The 15,400-nt window shown below is 68.7% G+C and carries 10 protein-coding genes and 1 pseudogene; 8 read left to right on the top strand and 3 right to left on the bottom strand.

Going from position 1 to position 15,400, the window contains the following annotated elements; all coding sequences use genetic code 11:
* Positions 1–108: 108 nt before the first annotated feature.
* From EV648_RS06560 to EV648_RS43030, 5 genes are read left to right on the top strand one after another with little or no spacing between them, the layout of a single operon-like run.
* Positions 109–2,688 carry a DUF4118 domain-containing protein gene (locus EV648_RS06560; protein WP_132286157.1) on the top strand — a complete coding sequence of 860 codons (2,580 nt, stop codon included), beginning with the start codon at positions 109–111 and terminating at the stop codon, positions 2,686–2,688.
* Between the two features lie 36 nt (positions 2,689–2,724).
* Positions 2,725–4,839 carry a phosphate acetyltransferase gene (gene pta / locus EV648_RS06555; protein ID WP_132286154.1) on the top strand — a complete coding sequence of 705 codons (2,115 nt, stop codon included), beginning with the start codon at positions 2,725–2,727 and terminating at the stop codon, positions 4,837–4,839.
* The gene (locus EV648_RS06550) at positions 4,836–6,029 is read left to right on the top strand and encodes an acetate/propionate family kinase (RefSeq protein ID WP_132286151.1); all 1,194 of its coding nucleotides are present in this window, start codon (positions 4,836–4,838) and stop codon (positions 6,027–6,029) included. The genes pta and EV648_RS06550 overlap by 4 nt, the downstream gene beginning before the upstream one ends.
* 60 nt (positions 6,030–6,089) lie before the next feature.
* Positions 6,090–8,015, top strand: a complete 1,926-nt coding sequence (locus tag EV648_RS06545) for a molybdopterin-dependent oxidoreductase (RefSeq protein ID WP_199234451.1) — start codon at positions 6,090–6,092, stop codon at positions 8,013–8,015.
* Positions 7,933–8,460, top strand: a complete 528-nt coding sequence (locus EV648_RS43030) for a molybdopterin dinucleotide binding domain-containing protein (protein WP_199234450.1) — start codon at positions 7,933–7,935, stop codon at positions 8,458–8,460. Before EV648_RS06545 ends, EV648_RS43030 begins: the two co-directional genes overlap by 83 nt.
* Positions 8,461–8,475: 15 nt before the next feature.
* Here the strand turns inward: EV648_RS43030 and EV648_RS06540 are convergent, their stop codons facing one another.
* The gene (locus EV648_RS06540; protein WP_132286148.1) at positions 8,476–9,564 is read right to left on the bottom strand and encodes an NAD(P)/FAD-dependent oxidoreductase; all 1,089 of its coding nucleotides are present in this window, start codon (positions 9,562–9,564) and stop codon (positions 8,476–8,478) included.
* 11 nt (positions 9,565–9,575) lie between these two features.
* Positions 9,576–12,929: a LodA/GoxA family CTQ-dependent oxidase gene (locus EV648_RS06535; RefSeq protein ID WP_132286146.1), complete on the bottom strand. Its 3,354-nt coding sequence runs from the start codon at positions 12,927–12,929 to the stop codon at positions 9,576–9,578.
* Positions 12,930–13,091: 162 nt separating this feature from the next.
* On the opposite strand from EV648_RS06535, the gene EV648_RS06530 reads away from it, so the two are divergent.
* Together EV648_RS06530 and EV648_RS45075 are read left to right on the top strand one after the other, a co-directional pair.
* On the top strand, positions 13,092–13,844 hold the full coding sequence (locus EV648_RS06530) for an FHA domain-containing protein (RefSeq protein ID WP_132286143.1): 753 nt from the start codon (positions 13,092–13,094) through the stop codon (positions 13,842–13,844).
* 5 nt (positions 13,845–13,849) lie between these two features.
* Positions 13,850–14,002, top strand: a pseudogene (locus tag EV648_RS45075) (hypothetical protein); the annotation flags it as partial.
* Between the two features lie 8 nt (positions 14,003–14,010).
* On the opposite strand, the gene EV648_RS06525 reads toward EV648_RS45075, so the two are convergent.
* Positions 14,011–14,745, bottom strand: coding sequence for a bifunctional 2-polyprenyl-6-hydroxyphenol methylase/3-demethylubiquinol 3-O-methyltransferase UbiG (locus EV648_RS06525; protein ID WP_132286140.1), 735 nt, complete (start codon positions 14,743–14,745; stop codon positions 14,011–14,013).
* Positions 14,746–14,910: 165 nt separating this feature from the next.
* On the opposite strand from EV648_RS06525, the gene EV648_RS06520 reads away from it, so the two are divergent.
* A complete protein-coding gene (locus tag EV648_RS06520) occupies positions 14,911–15,387 on the top strand; it encodes a hypothetical protein (protein WP_199234449.1) in 477 nt (158 codons plus the stop codon).
* Positions 15,388–15,400 lie beyond the last annotated feature (13 nt).

Here is a 15,400-nt window from a genome sequence, read left to right as displayed (position 1 = left end):
GTCGGTGATTTCCAGCGGGCGCACGCTCGGGTTCCTCGGGAAGCCGACCGTCAATGTGGTCACGCTCAATCGTGATCTCGCCTGCCTGAATTGAGCCACGATGGGTACATGAGCAGCGGTCGCGGGCATCTGAGGATCTACCTTGGCGCCGCACCTGGCGTGGGCAAGACCTACAAGATGCTCGAGGAAGGAATGCGGCGGGAGGAGCGCGGTACGGACGTGGTGGTCGGTTTCGTGGAAACCCACGGCCGGTCACACACGGCCGCGCTGCTGGCCGGATTGGAAGTCGTGCCGCGGCGCATCCTGGACCACCGCGGCGCGAGCTTCACCGAGCTGGACCTGGATGCGCTGCTCGCCCGGCGGCCCGAGGTCGCGCTGATCGACGAGCTCGCCCACAGCAACGTGCCCGGCAGCCGGCACGCGAAGCGCTGGGAGGACATCGACGAACTGCTCGGCGCGGGCATCAACGTGATCTCCACGGTGAACATCCAGCACCTCGAGTCGATCAACGACGTGGTCGAGAAGATCACCGGCGTGCCACAGCGCGAGACCGTGCCGGACCGGGTGGTCCGTGCGGCCGACCAGATCGAGCTGGTCGACATGACCCCGGAGGCGCTACGCCGCCGAATGGCGCACGGCAACATCTATGGCGCCGACAAGGTCGATGCTGCCCTGGGCAACTACTTCCGGGTCGGCAACCTTTCCGCTCTGCGGGAACTCGCGCTGTTGTGGCTGGCGGACCGCGTCGACGTGGGGTTGCAGCAGTACCGTTCACAGCACGAGATCGACTCCACCTGGGAGGCGCGCGAGCGGGTCGTCGTCGCGCTCACCGGCGGACCCGAAGGCGAGACCCTGATCCGGCGTGCCGCCCGGATCGCCGCCCGTTCCTCCGGCGGCGATCTGCTCGCCGTTCACGTCACCCGCTCGGACGGACTGACCGGGGCGGATCCGGGCCGGCTCGCCCAGCAACGGCAGTTGGTGGAGAGCCTGGGCGGTACCTACCACCAGGTGGTGGGCGAGGACGTCCCGGTCGCGCTGTTGTCGTTCGCCCGGGCGGAGAACGCGACGCAGTTGGTGCTGGGCGGCAGCCGCCGGTCCTGGTTCTCCGCGCTGTTCGGGCCGGGCATCGGGGCAAGCGCGATCCGCGAGTCCGGCGACATCGACGTCCACATCGTCCGGCATTCGGAGATGGGCCGGGGCCGGTTGCCGCGACTGCGCGGAAGCCTCTCGCGCCGGAGGCAGGCTTACGGGTTCGTGCTTGCGGTCGGGCTGCCGCCGCTGCTGGCGCTGGTGCTCGGACTCGGCGGCGACACGCTGAACCTGACCAGCAACGTATTGGCCTTCCTGCTCGGCGTGGTTGTCGTGGCGCTCGTCGGAGGGCTCTGGCCCGCCTTGCTCACGGCAGTAGCAGGCTCGCTGGTGCTGAACTACTTCTTCACCCCGCCGACCGGCACCTTCACTATCGCCGACGCCAACGACGTACTGGCACTGGCGATCTTCGTGCTGGTGGCCGCCTTGGTCAGCTCGGTGGTCGACCGGGCCGCGCGTAGGACCCGGCAGGCAGCGAGGTCGGCGGCCGAGTCGCAGACCCTGGCCACGTTGGCGGGCACGGTGCTGCGTGGACAGACGGCCCTGCCTGCGTTGCTGGAGCGAGTCCGGGAGGCCTTCGGAGTGGAGAGTGCGGTCCTGCTGGAACGGCTCGAGACCGACGAGCTCACCGAGAGTTGGCGACCGATCGCTTCCGCCGGCACCACGACCAGCGTGCGGCCCGAGGACGGTGACGTCGTGGTTCCCGCTCGAGACGACCTGGTGCTGGTCCTGCGAGGTCGGTCGCTGGCTGCTGACGAGCGCCGACTGGTCGGTGCCTTCGCGGCGCACGCTGCCGCACTCGTCGATCGTGGTCGGCTGACCGAAGAGGCCGCGGAAGCCAAGCCGCTCGCAGCGGCGGACAAACTGCGTACGGCGTTGCTGCGCGCTGTCAGCCACGACCTGCGGTCACCGCTCGCGTCGGCCAAGGCAGCTGTCACCAGCCTCCGGAGTTCCGACGTCGACTGGACCGATGACGAGCAGGACGAGTTGCTCGTGACGGCCGACGAGTCACTTGACCGCCTGAGCCGACTGGTCGATGACCTGCTCGACCTGAGCCGCCTGCAAGCCGGCGTGCTCCCGGTCTTCACGCGGTCGGTGGCGATCGACGAGATCGTGCCGGTGGTGATGGCCGGACTCGGTGACGATGCCGTCAAGGTGACGGTGGACATTCCGCCCACGCTTCCGCTGGTGGCGGCGGATCCGGTCCTGCTGGAGCGGGTGCTCGCGAATCTGCTGGCCAATGCCGTGCGCTACTCGCCTCCCGGCGGGCCGCCGCTGGTGACCGGCAGCGCGCTCGGGGAGGTCGTCGAGATCCGGGTCATCGATCGCGGTCCGGGGATCCCGGCCGCTGAACGGGACCGGGTCTTCGCGCCGTTCCAGCGGCTCGGCGACACCGACAACACCGTCGGCGCCGGACTCGGGCTGGCACTCGCCCGCGGGCTCGCCGAGGCGATGCACGGCAGCGTGGAACCGGAGGAAACGCCTGGCGGAGGTCTCACCATGGTCATCTCGATGCCGGTGGCGCCGAGCAGCGCGGATGACACGCCGGTACCGGGCAGCCGTGAGCGCGCCGTGCCAGAACCGGGGGAGCGCGACTGACACCGATGCGAGTGTGCGACTGGTTAGGGTTCGTCCATGGGTAGCAGCGTGTACATCGCGTCGGTGGAGGGTTACACCGGGAAGTCCACTGTGGCTCTGGGGGTGCTGGAGCAGTTGTCGCGGCGGGTCGAGCGGGTGGCTGTGTTTCGGCCCATCGTGCGGCCGGACACGGCGCAGTACGGGGGGCGCGACTACGTGCTGGATCTCCTCACCTCCCACGACGCCGTCCCGCTGTCGTACGACGAAAGTGTCGGAGTCACCTACGACGAGGTGCACCGGGATCCCGATGCCGCGCTGGACCGCATCGTGCAGCGCTACCGTGATGTGGCCGACCGGGGTGACCCGGTGCTCATCCTGGGCAGCGACTACACCGACGTGGGCACGCCGACGGAGTTCGCCTACAACGCAAGGATCGCCGCCAATCTGGGTGCGCCCGTGCTGCTCGTGCTGAACGGTTCCGGCCGTACTCCGGAGGAGCTGCACACGTTGACCGAGCTGGCCTCTGCCGAGCTGGCGGCCAACCACGGCTCGTTGTTCGCGGTGATCGCCAACCGCGTCGACGAGGATCAGCTCGCGCCGACCACCGCCGTACTGGCGGGCGCGGGCGTCCCGGCGTACGCCATCCCTGAGGAGCCGCTGCTCAGCGCACCCTCGGTCGCGGACCTGATGCCAGCGGTTGCCGGGCAGTTGCTGAGCGGTGACCCGCAGTTGCTGTCCCGTGAAGTCAGTGGGCTGGTGATAGCCGCCATGACCATGCCCAACGTGCTCGATCGGCTGTTCGAAGGGGCGGCCGTGGTCACCGCGGCGGACCGCCCGGAGGTGGTCGTCGGCGTACTGATGGCGCATGCCTCGCAGAACTTCCCGCAGGTGTCGGCGATCTTCCTCAACGGCGGGTTCGCACTGCCGGACCAGGTTCGGCGGCTGATCGAGGGCGTCGGGGTCACCCTGCCCATCATCGAGACCGACCTGGGCACGCATGCGGCCTCCACCGCGCTGACCGCAGTACGAGGCCGAGTCACCAAGGACTCTCCGCGCAAGGTGGACATGGCGCTCGCGCTGTTCGATCGGTACGTCGACGGCGCCGCGCTGCTGGATCGACTCGCGGTGGCGCGGAGTAGCGCGGTGACCCCGCTGATGTTCGAGCACCAGGTGATCGACGAGGCGCTGGCCGACCTGAAGCACATCGTCCTGCCGGAGGGTGAGGAGGAGCGGATCCTGCGGGCGGCGGACGCGCTCCTGCGCCGCGGCGTGGCGCGGCTGACCCTCCTCGGGGATCCGATCGCGATCAGCGCGAAGGCGGCAGCCCTCGGTGTGGAAATCTCGGCGGCGCAGATCGTCAGCCCGGACGGCGACGAGGTACTGCGGGAGCGGTTCGCCCAGGAGTACCACCGGCTCCGTCAGCACCGTGGCGTCGACCTCGACCGGGCTCGCGACGTGGTCAGGGACGTGTCCTACTTCGGCACGATGATGGTGAAGCTCGGGCTGGCCGACGGCATGGTGTCGGGTGCCGTCCACACCACCGCGCACACGATCCGGCCGGCTCTCGAGGTGGTGAAAACGCTGCCCGGGGTGTCCGTGGTGTCGTCGGTGTTCTTCATGTGTCTGGAGAACCAGGTCCTCGTGTACGGCGACTGCGCGGTGAACCCCGACCCGACCGCCGAGCAGCTAGCCGACATCGCGATCTCCTCCGCGGCGACCGCGGCGGCTTTCGGCATCGAGCCGCGGGTCGCGATGCTGTCGTACTCCACCGGCGCCTCCGGCACGGGCACGGACGTGGAGAAGGTGTCCAAGGCAACCGGGATCATCAGAGAGCGCGCGCCCGAATTGCTGGTGGAGGGGCCGATCCAGTACGACGCCGCGATCGACGCCGCCGTGGCGAAGACCAAGCTGCCTGGTTCGCCGGTGGCAGGCCGGGCGACGGTGTTCATCTTCCCCGACCTCAATACCGGCAACAACACCTACAAGGCGGTGCAGCGATCTGCCAACGCGGTCGCTGTCGGGCCGGTACTGCAAGGCCTGCAGAAACCGGTGAACGACCTCTCCCGAGGGGCAACGGTGCGAGACATCATCAACACGGTCGCGATCACCGCCATCCAGGCGCAGCAGGAATCGGCGACGGCGGCAATGAGCGCGGGGAGGACCCACCGATGAGCGATCACGTGCTGGTGATCAACGCGGGATCCTCTTCCCTGAAGTACAGCCTGGTCGACGCCGCGTCCGGGGAGGCTGCCGCGGTCGGTCTCATCGAGCGCATCGGTGAGTCGGAGGGCCACCAGATGCACCGCGGCCCGAGCGGCGAGACCAGTACTGCGCTGTCGATCTCGTCCCACGAGGACGCGCTGAAGGCGGCGATCAACGCCTTCGAGACGCAGGGCCCTTCCCTCGACGATCTCGACATCGTTGCCGTGGGCCACCGAGTCGTGCACGGCGGATCGTGGTTCGCCGACCCGGTCCTCGTCGACGACGAGCTGATCACGAAGGTCACCGAACTCGTGCCGCTGGCCCCGCTCCACAACCCGGCCAACCTCGAGGGCATGCGAGTGGCTCGCCGGCTCTTCCCCGACCTGCCGCAGGTGGCGGTGTTCGACACGGCCTTCCACCAGACCCTCGAACCGGAGGCTTACACGTATGCGGTTCCCCACGAGTGGCTGAAGGAGCACGGGATCAGGCGGTACGGCTTTCACGGCACCTCGCACGCGTTCGTCTCCGGGGAGGCCGCACGCTTGCTCGGGCGTGATCCGGCGGACGTGAACCTCATCGTGCTCCACCTGGGCAACGGTTGTTCCGCCACGGCGGTGCGTGGTGGCAAGTCGGTCGACACCTCGATGGGGATGACCCCGCTCGAAGGCCTGGTGATGGGAACGCGGTCCGGCGACCTGGACCCGGCGATTCACGGGCACCTGTCCCGCGAGCTCGGCCTGCCCCTGGACAAGATCGACCGTCTGCTCAACTACGAATCCGGGTTGAAAGGCATGAGCGGCGAGAACGACTTCCGCGAGCTGTCGAAGCGGCGGGCGGCCGGCGACGGCCGAGCACAGTTGGCCTTCGACGTCTATTGCCACCGGATCAAGAAGTACGTCGGGGCGTACTACGCCGTACTGGGGACCGTCGATGCGATCGTCTTCACTGCGGGAGTAGGCCAGAACGCCGCAGAGGCACGTGCCGCCTCACTCGAGGGCCTCGAACGCCTCGGCATCCAGATCGACGACGAACGCAACACCGCCTCGTCAGACAAGGCTCGCGTCGTCTCCACTGACGACAGCGCCGTGACCGTCCTGGTCGTCCCTACCAACGAGGAATGGCAGATCGCCCGCGAGGCACTCAGCGTCATCCGCCCTTGACGACTTGGTCTCGGAAAGCCTTGCTAGTAGTAGTACCTGGGCCGGGCGGACGGAGGAGCAATGGCATCGCCACCTCACGAGAGGCATGACGCGCAACAGCGGATGCTTGGCGCAGTACCGGGGGAGCCTGCGCTCGGGCGGGGGCCCGCGCCTGGCGGTGACTATTCATGCCACGACTACCACCACCCCGCTGCGGGGTGGGGTGCGGCACGCAGTGTCGGGAAGGTGCTCGAGCGGGCGGGGGAGCCGATGGAGGGCTTCCGGGCGCTCTTCGTGATGAACCAGGAGGACGGTGGCTTCGACTGCCCGGGCTGCGCGTGGCCGGACGATCCGCACGGGCTCCACCTCGACATCTGTGAGAACGGGGTCAAGCACGCCACCTGGGAACTCGCTCCCGCGAAGGCCGACCGCGAGTTCTTCGCCGGTCACACCGTCGCCGAGCTGGCCGAGTGGAGCGACTACGACCTGGAAGCGGTCGGACGGCTCGCGGAACCGATGAGCTACAACCCGGCGACCGACAAGTACGAACCGATCTCCTGGGATGAGGCATTCGCGCTGGTCGGCGGAACCCTGCGGCAGTTGGAGACTCCGGATCAGGCCGCGTTCTACACCTCCGGGCGGCTCAGCAATGAGGCGACCTTCCTGTACCAGCTGTGGGTGCGCGAGTTCGGCACGAACAACCTTCCGGACTGCTCGAACATGTGCCACGAGGCGAGCGGCCGGGCGCTGACCGCGGCGATCGGGAGCGGCAAGGGCACCGTCGATCTGCACGACTGGGAGATCGCGGACGCGATCTGGCTGATGGCCGACAACGCCGCGACGAACGCGCCGCGGATGCTGACCTGGCTGGCCGAGGCCGACCGGCGCGGCGCCCAGCTCGTCCACATCAATCCGCTGATCGAAGCGGGCTCGCGGCGGACGATCATCCCGCACGAGTTCGCCCACCTGGCGACGTTCCACGCGACCTCGACCGGAACGATGAACGTGCAGGTGCGGATCGGCGGAGACCTCGCCCTGCTGCGCGGCGTCGCCAAGGCCGTCTTCGAGGCGGCCGAGCAGGATCCAGACGTTCTCGACCACGAGTTCATCGAGCAGTACACCCACGGCATCGACGAGTACCGCGCGCAGGTCGAGGCCACCGCCTGGGCGGACCTGGTCCGCGATGCCGGCGTGGACGAGGCCGGCATCCGCACGCTCGCCGACTCGTACCTGGCGACGAAGCGCGTCATCATCGCGTGGTGCCTCGGCCTCACGCAGCACGAGCACGGCGTCGACACGGTGCGCGAGGTCGTCAACCTGCTGCTCCTGCGCGGCAACCTCGGCCGGCCGGGTGCGGGACCTTGTCCGGTCCGCGGGCACAGCAACGTGCAGGGCAACCGCACCTGCGGGATCAACAACCGCCCGGACCAGGCGTTCCTCGATCGGCTGGCCGAGGTCTGCGGGATCGACCCGCCGCGCGAAGCAGGACTGGGCACGGTGGGGACGATCGAGGCGATGCAGAGCGGCGACGTGAAGGTGTTCGTCGCCCTCGGCGGCAACTTCGCCCTCGCCAGCCCTGATCTCCCGTACACCTTCGAGGCGCTCCGGAAGTGCGAGCTCACCGTGCAGGTGAGCACGAAGCTCAAACCGCAGCCACATCGTGCACGGCGGGAGGGCGCTGATTCTTCCCTGCCTCGGCCGCACCGACAGGGACGTGCAGGCGGGCGGCGTCCAGGGGATCACCGTCGAGGACTCGATGTCGATGGTGCACATCTCGTACGGGATGAAGGAACCCGGCTCGCCGCAGCTCCGCTCCGAGTGCGCGATCCTGGCCGGCCTGGCCCAGGCCACGCTGCCGGAGAGCGGGACGCCGTGGCAGAGCTACGCCGACGACTACGACCGCATCCGCGACACGATGGCGCAGGTGCTGCCCGGGTTCGAGGACTTCAACACGCGTGCCCGCGGCCCGCACGGCTTCCGTATCCACCAGCCGGCCCGCGAGCGTGACTTCCGGACTCCCTCTGGCCGCGTCGAGTTCTCCCTGGCGGCGCTGCCGGACGACGTCGATCCGGGTGAGGGCCGCCTGACGCTTGCGACGGTCCGTTCGCACGACCAGTTCAACACCACGATCTACTCCAACGACGACCGGTACCGCGGGCTAAAGGGCCTGCGCACCGTCGTCTTCATGAACGAGAACGACCTGCGTGACCGCGGCCTCGAGGAGTTCGACCTGGTCGACATCACAAGCTTCTTGAAGGACGGCACGAAGCGCACGGTGCACGGCTACCGAGCCGTCCGCTACGAGGTCCCACCCGGCTGCGCAGCCGGCTACATGCCAGAACTGAACGCCCTCTGCGGCATCGCCGACTACAGCACCCAAAGCGACCAGCCCGTCACCAAACACCTCGTCGTCGAGGTGACACCTAGTCGCGCGGTCGGACCCGTCGACTGACACCTTCGCGCCAGATCAGGCTGCAGCGTGGAGCTTGCGCCGGTTCCAGAACGGGGTGGGATAGCGGCGTACGGCGTTGTAGTAATGGGCGCGGTCGATGAGATAGGTGGTGCATTCGGTGTCGCGCGCCGATTCGTACTGCGTGATCAATGTCGCGACGTCGCCAGGCCTGTCGAGTACGCCAATCAGCGTGTCTGCTGCACCAGCGGCAGTTCGTAGCGCTCTTAGTACTCCGCTGCCGGAGATCGGGTCGACGGACAGGGCCGCGTCGCCGACCGCGAGCCATGGTCGGACGTCGTGCAGGCGGGTCGTGCGCCGGCTCGCGGCCGGGTAGACCAGCAGTGCCGATGATGCCGACCGGGGACCGACGCGTTCTGCCGTGGCGGTCGTTGCCCAGAGGCGGTCGTGCCACGGTCCGGCGGAGGCCAGACGGTCGCGGCGGCACAGGTCGGCGTCGGTCATGAGCATCCCGACCATTGCGTCCCCGGGCAGCGGCGCTGTGTACCACCAGCCGTCCGCAGCCGCTTCGACCAGCAGGTACTGCTCGTCGGTCACCTTGACTCCATGCCACTGCGCGGTGATCCCGACGAGCCGGTCGAAGGCGAGGCGTCGCGCGCCCAGCGAGCGGCCCAGGACAGCCGATCGGCCGGTGGCATCGACCACCAGCCGCGCGACCAGTCGGCGCTCGCCGGAGCAGGCCACGTCCCAGGCAGCGCCGTCGTACCGGCAGTCCACGAGTGACGTGCCCATCAGTACGTCGGTGCCGGCGTCGGCGGCTGCGTCCGCGAGCATCCGGTCGAAGGCGCGGCGGTCGACGTGCCAGCCGCTGGAGTAACCGCTGGCCAGGTGCGACTGCGCGGCCGGTTCCGGGTCGTCCCAGATGCTCCGCGTGCCCCAGGAGGGCAGCGGCCGCAGCGCGCAGTACCGATCCCAGACGCCCAGCTCACGCAGCAGGGGTTGGACGGCCGGGGCAAGCGTCTCGCCGACCCTGGGGCGGTCGAAGCGGCTGCGTTCCAGCAGTGCCACCGACCTGCCCGTCGATGCCAGCCGCAGAGCGGTCGCAGTACCGGCCGGACCACCGCCGACGACGACCACGTCGTACATCGCGGGCACGGTCAGCCTTTCTCGTGATGGCCGCAGCCGCAGTCCTGAAGGCACTCGCGGGCCTTGTCCAGGTCGATGCCGAGCTTGCGCAACAGCTTCTCGTCGAAGACCCCGTCCTTCAGCAAGCAGGACAGCAGCTTGCAGAGCGCATCGTCGAGCTGGCCGCCGCCCTGACCACCGGTGGAGCCGCTGTCGTCGCCGCCACGCCAGACCGCCGCGGTGACGGTGCGTTCCCGAGTGAACGGTCGCCCCAGACGGGTGCGTCCGCGGGCGCGGACCCGCACCCGGTAGACGCCGGGCGCGGTGGTGCCGAAGCTCCCCGCGAACTCCCCGGGTCCGGTCGGATTGAGTGTCAGCGTGGCGACAGACCGGTCCGGGCGGGTGACCTCCGCCCAGACGTACGGGTCTCCGTCTACTGGCACGCCCGACTGGGTCAGCGTGGCGCTGACAGCCACGTGGGCGCCTGGCTCGTACGACCGTTGGTTTGCGGTGGCCCGGAGAGAAACGTTCGAGTACGAGTGCACCACCAGGCTGTACGGCAAGCCACGCCGTCCGGTTGCGCCCTCGTCGGCGGCGAGCTCCGGCACGGAGGTCGGCTGGTTCGTCTCCTGCGCGACCGCGAACGCCCGCTCGAACTCGAACGGTCGCCGCTGCGGCCGGGCCGGCCGTTCCCTGCCGCTGGCGCGTCCCCTCAGAATCGAGAGGTCGGCCCCGTCCGAGTCGTCCGGAGTCGGTTCGGTGTGCGGTCGGCCGATGGTCAGCAGCGCGTGCCAGGTGCCGGCCTGGTCGAAGCGGTTGGGCCGCAACTGGATCGGAAGCGCGATCCGGTAGTAGGCCACCCCCGCGCCGGTCTCGTACCGCATCGCAGGCTCGAGCTGTGCCCGCCACGGCTCGATGAGCAACCCGTTGGGCGTCTGCAGGCGGAAGTCGACGGCATCGGGCCGGGACGTGAGCAACACGACCTCGACGCCGGAGTCGGCATCGCAGAGCTGGAACGGGATGCGGTGTACCGCGCCCCGGGTGAGCTCGCCGTCAGGGTCGAGGACCACCTCGGCATTGCTGATCCCGGCAAGCACCTGCAGGAAGTACTTCTGCAGCAGGAACCGGTTGTCACCCGTGATCGCGCCGGTCACGAGCAGGAAGCCGCCGTTGTTGCCGGACACCGTCTGCAGGGCGGGCACGCTGATGTTCTGCGGCTGGCCGAGACCGACGGCGTACGTCTGCTCGTTGATCTGGCCGGCAACGTCGGAGATGGCGCGTGGGCTGTTCTCGATCCCGTCGGTGAGCACGACCAGCGACTTGACGTCGAACGGCGGAGCCGCGGTGAGTAGCGCCCTTCCTTCGAAGATGCCGTCGCCGATGGAGGTCGCGCCCTGTGGGTCCAGGGCATTGCTGTTGATCACGTCGTGGGTGGCGCCCCGGTTGAGGTCTCCCAGCCCTCCCGGCCCGAGCGGGAGCACGGACTGCAGCGGCTGGGCGTCCTGGTTGTAGCGGACGATGCCGACGCCGTCGCCTTCCAGCATGAGGTCGACGAAGATGTTCGCCGCCTGCTGGAGCGACGCGTGCTTGCTCTGCCCGTCGCCGCGGTCCTCGCTCATGCTGCCGGAGCGATCCAGTACCAGTGCGGTCGCCGCCGTCTTCCGTGCGACGGTGTTGCCGTCGACCGTCACCTGCCACGTCTGCCCGGACGCCGCCTCGCGCACGGTCAACGTCTGAGGCGGGATGGCGGACGGCGCGACCCCGGTCCGGTAGATGATCCACAGCCGCGCGGTTGCCACGGCGTTGGGCGCGGTGGGGCCGACGGTCACCGAGGTCGTGGCAGCGATGAGTTGCGGATGGGCCGGTGCTCCGCCGGGTGCGTAGTCGAGGGTGACCGCGGAGCCGGGGGAGACCACCTCGAACGAAATGGCGAGGGCCGCCTCGCGCACCATGCCCATCGGCCCCTGTGGCACGTCGATGAACCGCAGGCTCGGCGTGAGCAGGGTGATCGACGCCTCGTCGCAATGCTCGACCTCGACGTGCTCAGCTCCCTGCTGTACGACGAAGCCGAGGGTGTGCCACAAGGCGACCATGTCGTCCATGCTGGCGACGTCGCGATCCCAGCGGGCCGGGCTGCCGGAGTCCTGAGCGATGACGTCGTTCGGGCGAGGCACCGGCCACCAGTTGTCGCCGCACGCCCTGAAGTCGGCCTGCCAGGGCAGCGCCATGGCCTGACTGACAGTGCCGGCGGCGATCCCCGACGCCAGCCGGAACGCCTCGGCATACGGGAGTTCGATGATCGGACGATCACCCGCGGAGAGCCCGCCGGCTTCGATCCCCGGGAAGAAGGCTCCGCCCACGCACGCTTCGAGGGCCGCTCGGTCCAGGCCGTCGGGAGTCAGGTCGCTCTCCGGCTCCGGTACGCCGACCCAGTCCGCCGCGTAGATGCCCGCCTGCCAGCGTTGCAGGTGCGCCAGCTGGGTCGGCGTGAGCACCGAGTCGCCCCCGTTCAGCGCGGGCATGTCCCCGGACGGCCGGAGCCGCGAGAAGATCGCGTCGACGAGAGGCTGGGCGGTGACGGGATCGGGCCACGAGTGGGCCCCGAAGATCCCCTCGACCCAACGCATGTCCCGGGCTCGTTGCAGGATCGGATAGACGTCGCGCGTGTACGACGTCGTGGTCGGCGCGGCAAGCAGGCCCAGGTCGACCATCCTCTGCAGGACGCGGTCGTACAGGGTCGTCGGGCTGTCCTGGTGCGGCGCGAACTTCGGCGGCGCGACGATGACCCGGGCGCCCTCGACCACCGGCGACGAGTTGTCCGCCCGGAGGGTGATCGAGGCGGTCACCGGGCCATCGGACACGTCGTCGTACCAGCCTTCGTTCCCCCAGAAGCTACCGATCACGTTCCCCGCGGGTGATGCGGCGGTCCCGTGCCCACCCAGCACCAGCAGGTGGTTCGCGTCATCGCTGCGGATCTCACCGAGTGGCACCGTGACGACCGCTTCGCCGGAGAAGTGGATGGATCCGTTGTCGAAGAGCAGGCGCTGGTCGGGTCCGGTCAGGGTGCGTTGGCCGGGGTCGATGGTGAGGTCGCCGGCCGGTTCGCTGTTGCCGCGATCCGGGTGGGCTGCCTTCGCGTTGACCAGGTGAACCGTCCACGAGATGTCGGCGCTGTCGTCGTCGATCTCCTCGACGCTGCCGTCATCGTGGTGGGCGAAGATCCGGAAGCGAGCGGCCTGCCGCTTGACCCGGCACTGGTTGTCCTTGAAGCCGCCCGGAGGGTCCGGTATCTCCCCGACGCGCTCCGGTCCGACGAAGAACTCGTCCGGGCTGTTGCCGACCCGCGCGATTCCGATCGCCGGATGGATCTTGTACGTCGTCGCCATCGTCGTCTCCCTCGGCTTCGGGCCCTAACCTGAGGAGCCCCGACCCGGACAGGAAATACAGCGACCCCCCTTGACGCCCCTTGCCGGGGTGAATTGCTGGTGGTTTCCTGACTTTGGGGGAGTGCCGCGGCGAGGGCCTTCGTACTGCCCCGTGGAGCCGTGATGACGCAGCCGTCGACAACGAGACCGACGTACCTCGTCGTGGAGAGCGCCGGGGCGGATCAAGGGCGGCGGATCAGCCTGATCGGGAACAGCCTCACGGTGGGCCGGCTGCCGACCTGTGACGTGCGGTTCTCCGACGTCCACGTGAGTCGCACGCACGCGGTGCTCTGGCGGCGAGGTGGCCTGGACTACGTCGAGGACCTCGGTTCGAGCGGTGGCACGTTCGTCAACAATATCGCCATCACCGGCCCTCGCGAGCTCCATCATGGTGACACGGTCGCCTTCGCCGGTCTTCGGCTCCGGTATCAAGGCGAGGTGCCGACGCCTCAGGCGGTCCGCTACGACATCAGGGACCAGTGGGCGGACGAGCTCGACAATGCCGGGCGGGATCAGTACGACCTTTCGCAGTACGTCATCGAGGTACGGGAGAGCTTCTTCCGCGAGATCGCGGCAGCGCGGACGAAGGCACGCCGGCTGGTCTGGACGGGGCTCGCCCTTTTCGCGATCGGGCTGGGAATCGCTTATGCCGGTGGCTACAGCTTCTTCGAGCTGATCGTCGACGCGCCGTTGGATCCGTCCGCTCCATCAACGGATTTCATCGGCTCCCTGACGGCGGCGGTCGGTGGTGTGACTAACGCTGTCGGCCTTCTGCTGATGATCATCGGAACAGTGCTGCACGTCGTCGCGACCTCGCGTCGCAGGTTGGTCGACCGGGAACTGCCTCCGCCACCTGTGCAGTACCGAGGTCATTGAGAGGAGTGGCAGCTGACCTTCACCATCAACAGACGGTTGGTGGTCAGGGCAGGGCGGGATCCCTTCGACGCCAGGTGCCCGGCGGTCGGCCGCCCGCCCGCCTGGTGCAGCTCAAGCGCCGCGACGACCCGAACAACCCCTTCCGGATCAACCAGAACATCAAGCCTTACCGCTTCGTGGCCCGGACGACGAGGAGCCGGGAGTTGCCGAGCGGCGGCTCGTGGTGCCAGCCGCCGTGTACGGCGATGTCGGTGAATCCGGCGTGCTCGAGATCGGCGGTGATCTCCGAAGCTGTCCGGAAGTACAGGGTGGTGGTGTAGACGGCGTCGCTCCCGTCCGGGAAGACGTTGTGCGCGTCGAAGACCACGCGGCCGTGGTCCGACTCGGTGACGTCGATCCACTCGCGGAGGTGACCGGCCGGGGTGTCGCGTTCGGAGTACGTCGCGTCGCGGGTCCACTGCTCCCACGCGCGGGCTGCCGGGTTGCGGCTTTCGAAGCTGATCACTCCGCCGGGGCGCAGCGCGCCGGACAGCGAGCCGAGCACCGACGGGTAGGTCTCGGGGCTGAGGTGCATCATCGTGTTGCCGCTACTCACCACCAGGTCCATGTCGCCGGTGCCGTCGACGGCGGATGCGTCACCGTCGATCCAGGTGACGGCTTCTGCCCCGGGTTGCTTGCGTGCGTAACCCAGCATCGTCGGGCTCGGGTCGACTCCGATGACCACGCGCCCGGTTCGTGCGAAGGTTCGGGTCAGCAGCCCGGTACCGCAGCCGAAGTCGAGGATCTTCTTCGCCTCGATCTCGTCGGCGAGGGCGCGGTAGTACACGTGATCGTCCCCGGCGGCATTGTCCAGGTCGTACAGCTGTACAAGCCGCTCGTCGCGGTAAGGATCCTCGGCCACGCCGTGCACGCTATGTAGCCGCGCCCGGCGCACGCAACGCAATTACCGGTTCCCCCGCTATGGGTGAGGACAGGTGGGGCGGCGATGCGGATCATCGGACAGAGCGTGACGGCCACGAGGGGGCCAGGACGGCGGCTGCCTCGGTGACTCGACGAGGAGACCACCATGTCGGACCTGCATCCGCCGACGGCGAGGCACCAGGCGTCCACGCCGGGTGGGGAACTGACCCCGACGCCCTGGACCAGCCCGTGGGTCGGCTGGATCCTGTTCGCCGGCGTGATGATGATCGTCCTGGGCCTCTTCCACGCCTTCCAGGGATTCATCGCCCTGTTCGACGACGAGTACTACGTGGTCGGCAAGAGCGGCCTGACCATCCACCTCGACTACACCGTCTGGGGCTGGACGCACCTGATCCTCAGCCTGGTGGTCCTGGTCGGCGGTGTCGCGCTCCTCAACGGCAGGCTGTGGGGCCGGATCGTCGGCGTAGTCCTGTCCGTCCTCAGCATCGTGGTCAACATCGCGTTCCTCGCGGCGTACCCGATCTGGTCGACCATCATGATCGCCGTCGACATCCTGGTGATCTGGGCCCTCACCGTCCATGGCCACGAGATGAAGGCGATGAAAGAGGCGGCCGGACGCTGACGCGACCTCTTTC

It is taken from the genome of Kribbella sp. VKM Ac-2568 (genome assembly GCF_004345365.1).
In the GTDB taxonomy this organism is placed as follows: domain Bacteria; phylum Actinomycetota; class Actinomycetes; order Propionibacteriales; family Kribbellaceae; genus Kribbella; species Kribbella orskensis.
This window is presented reverse-complemented; position numbering and strand designations above follow the sequence as displayed.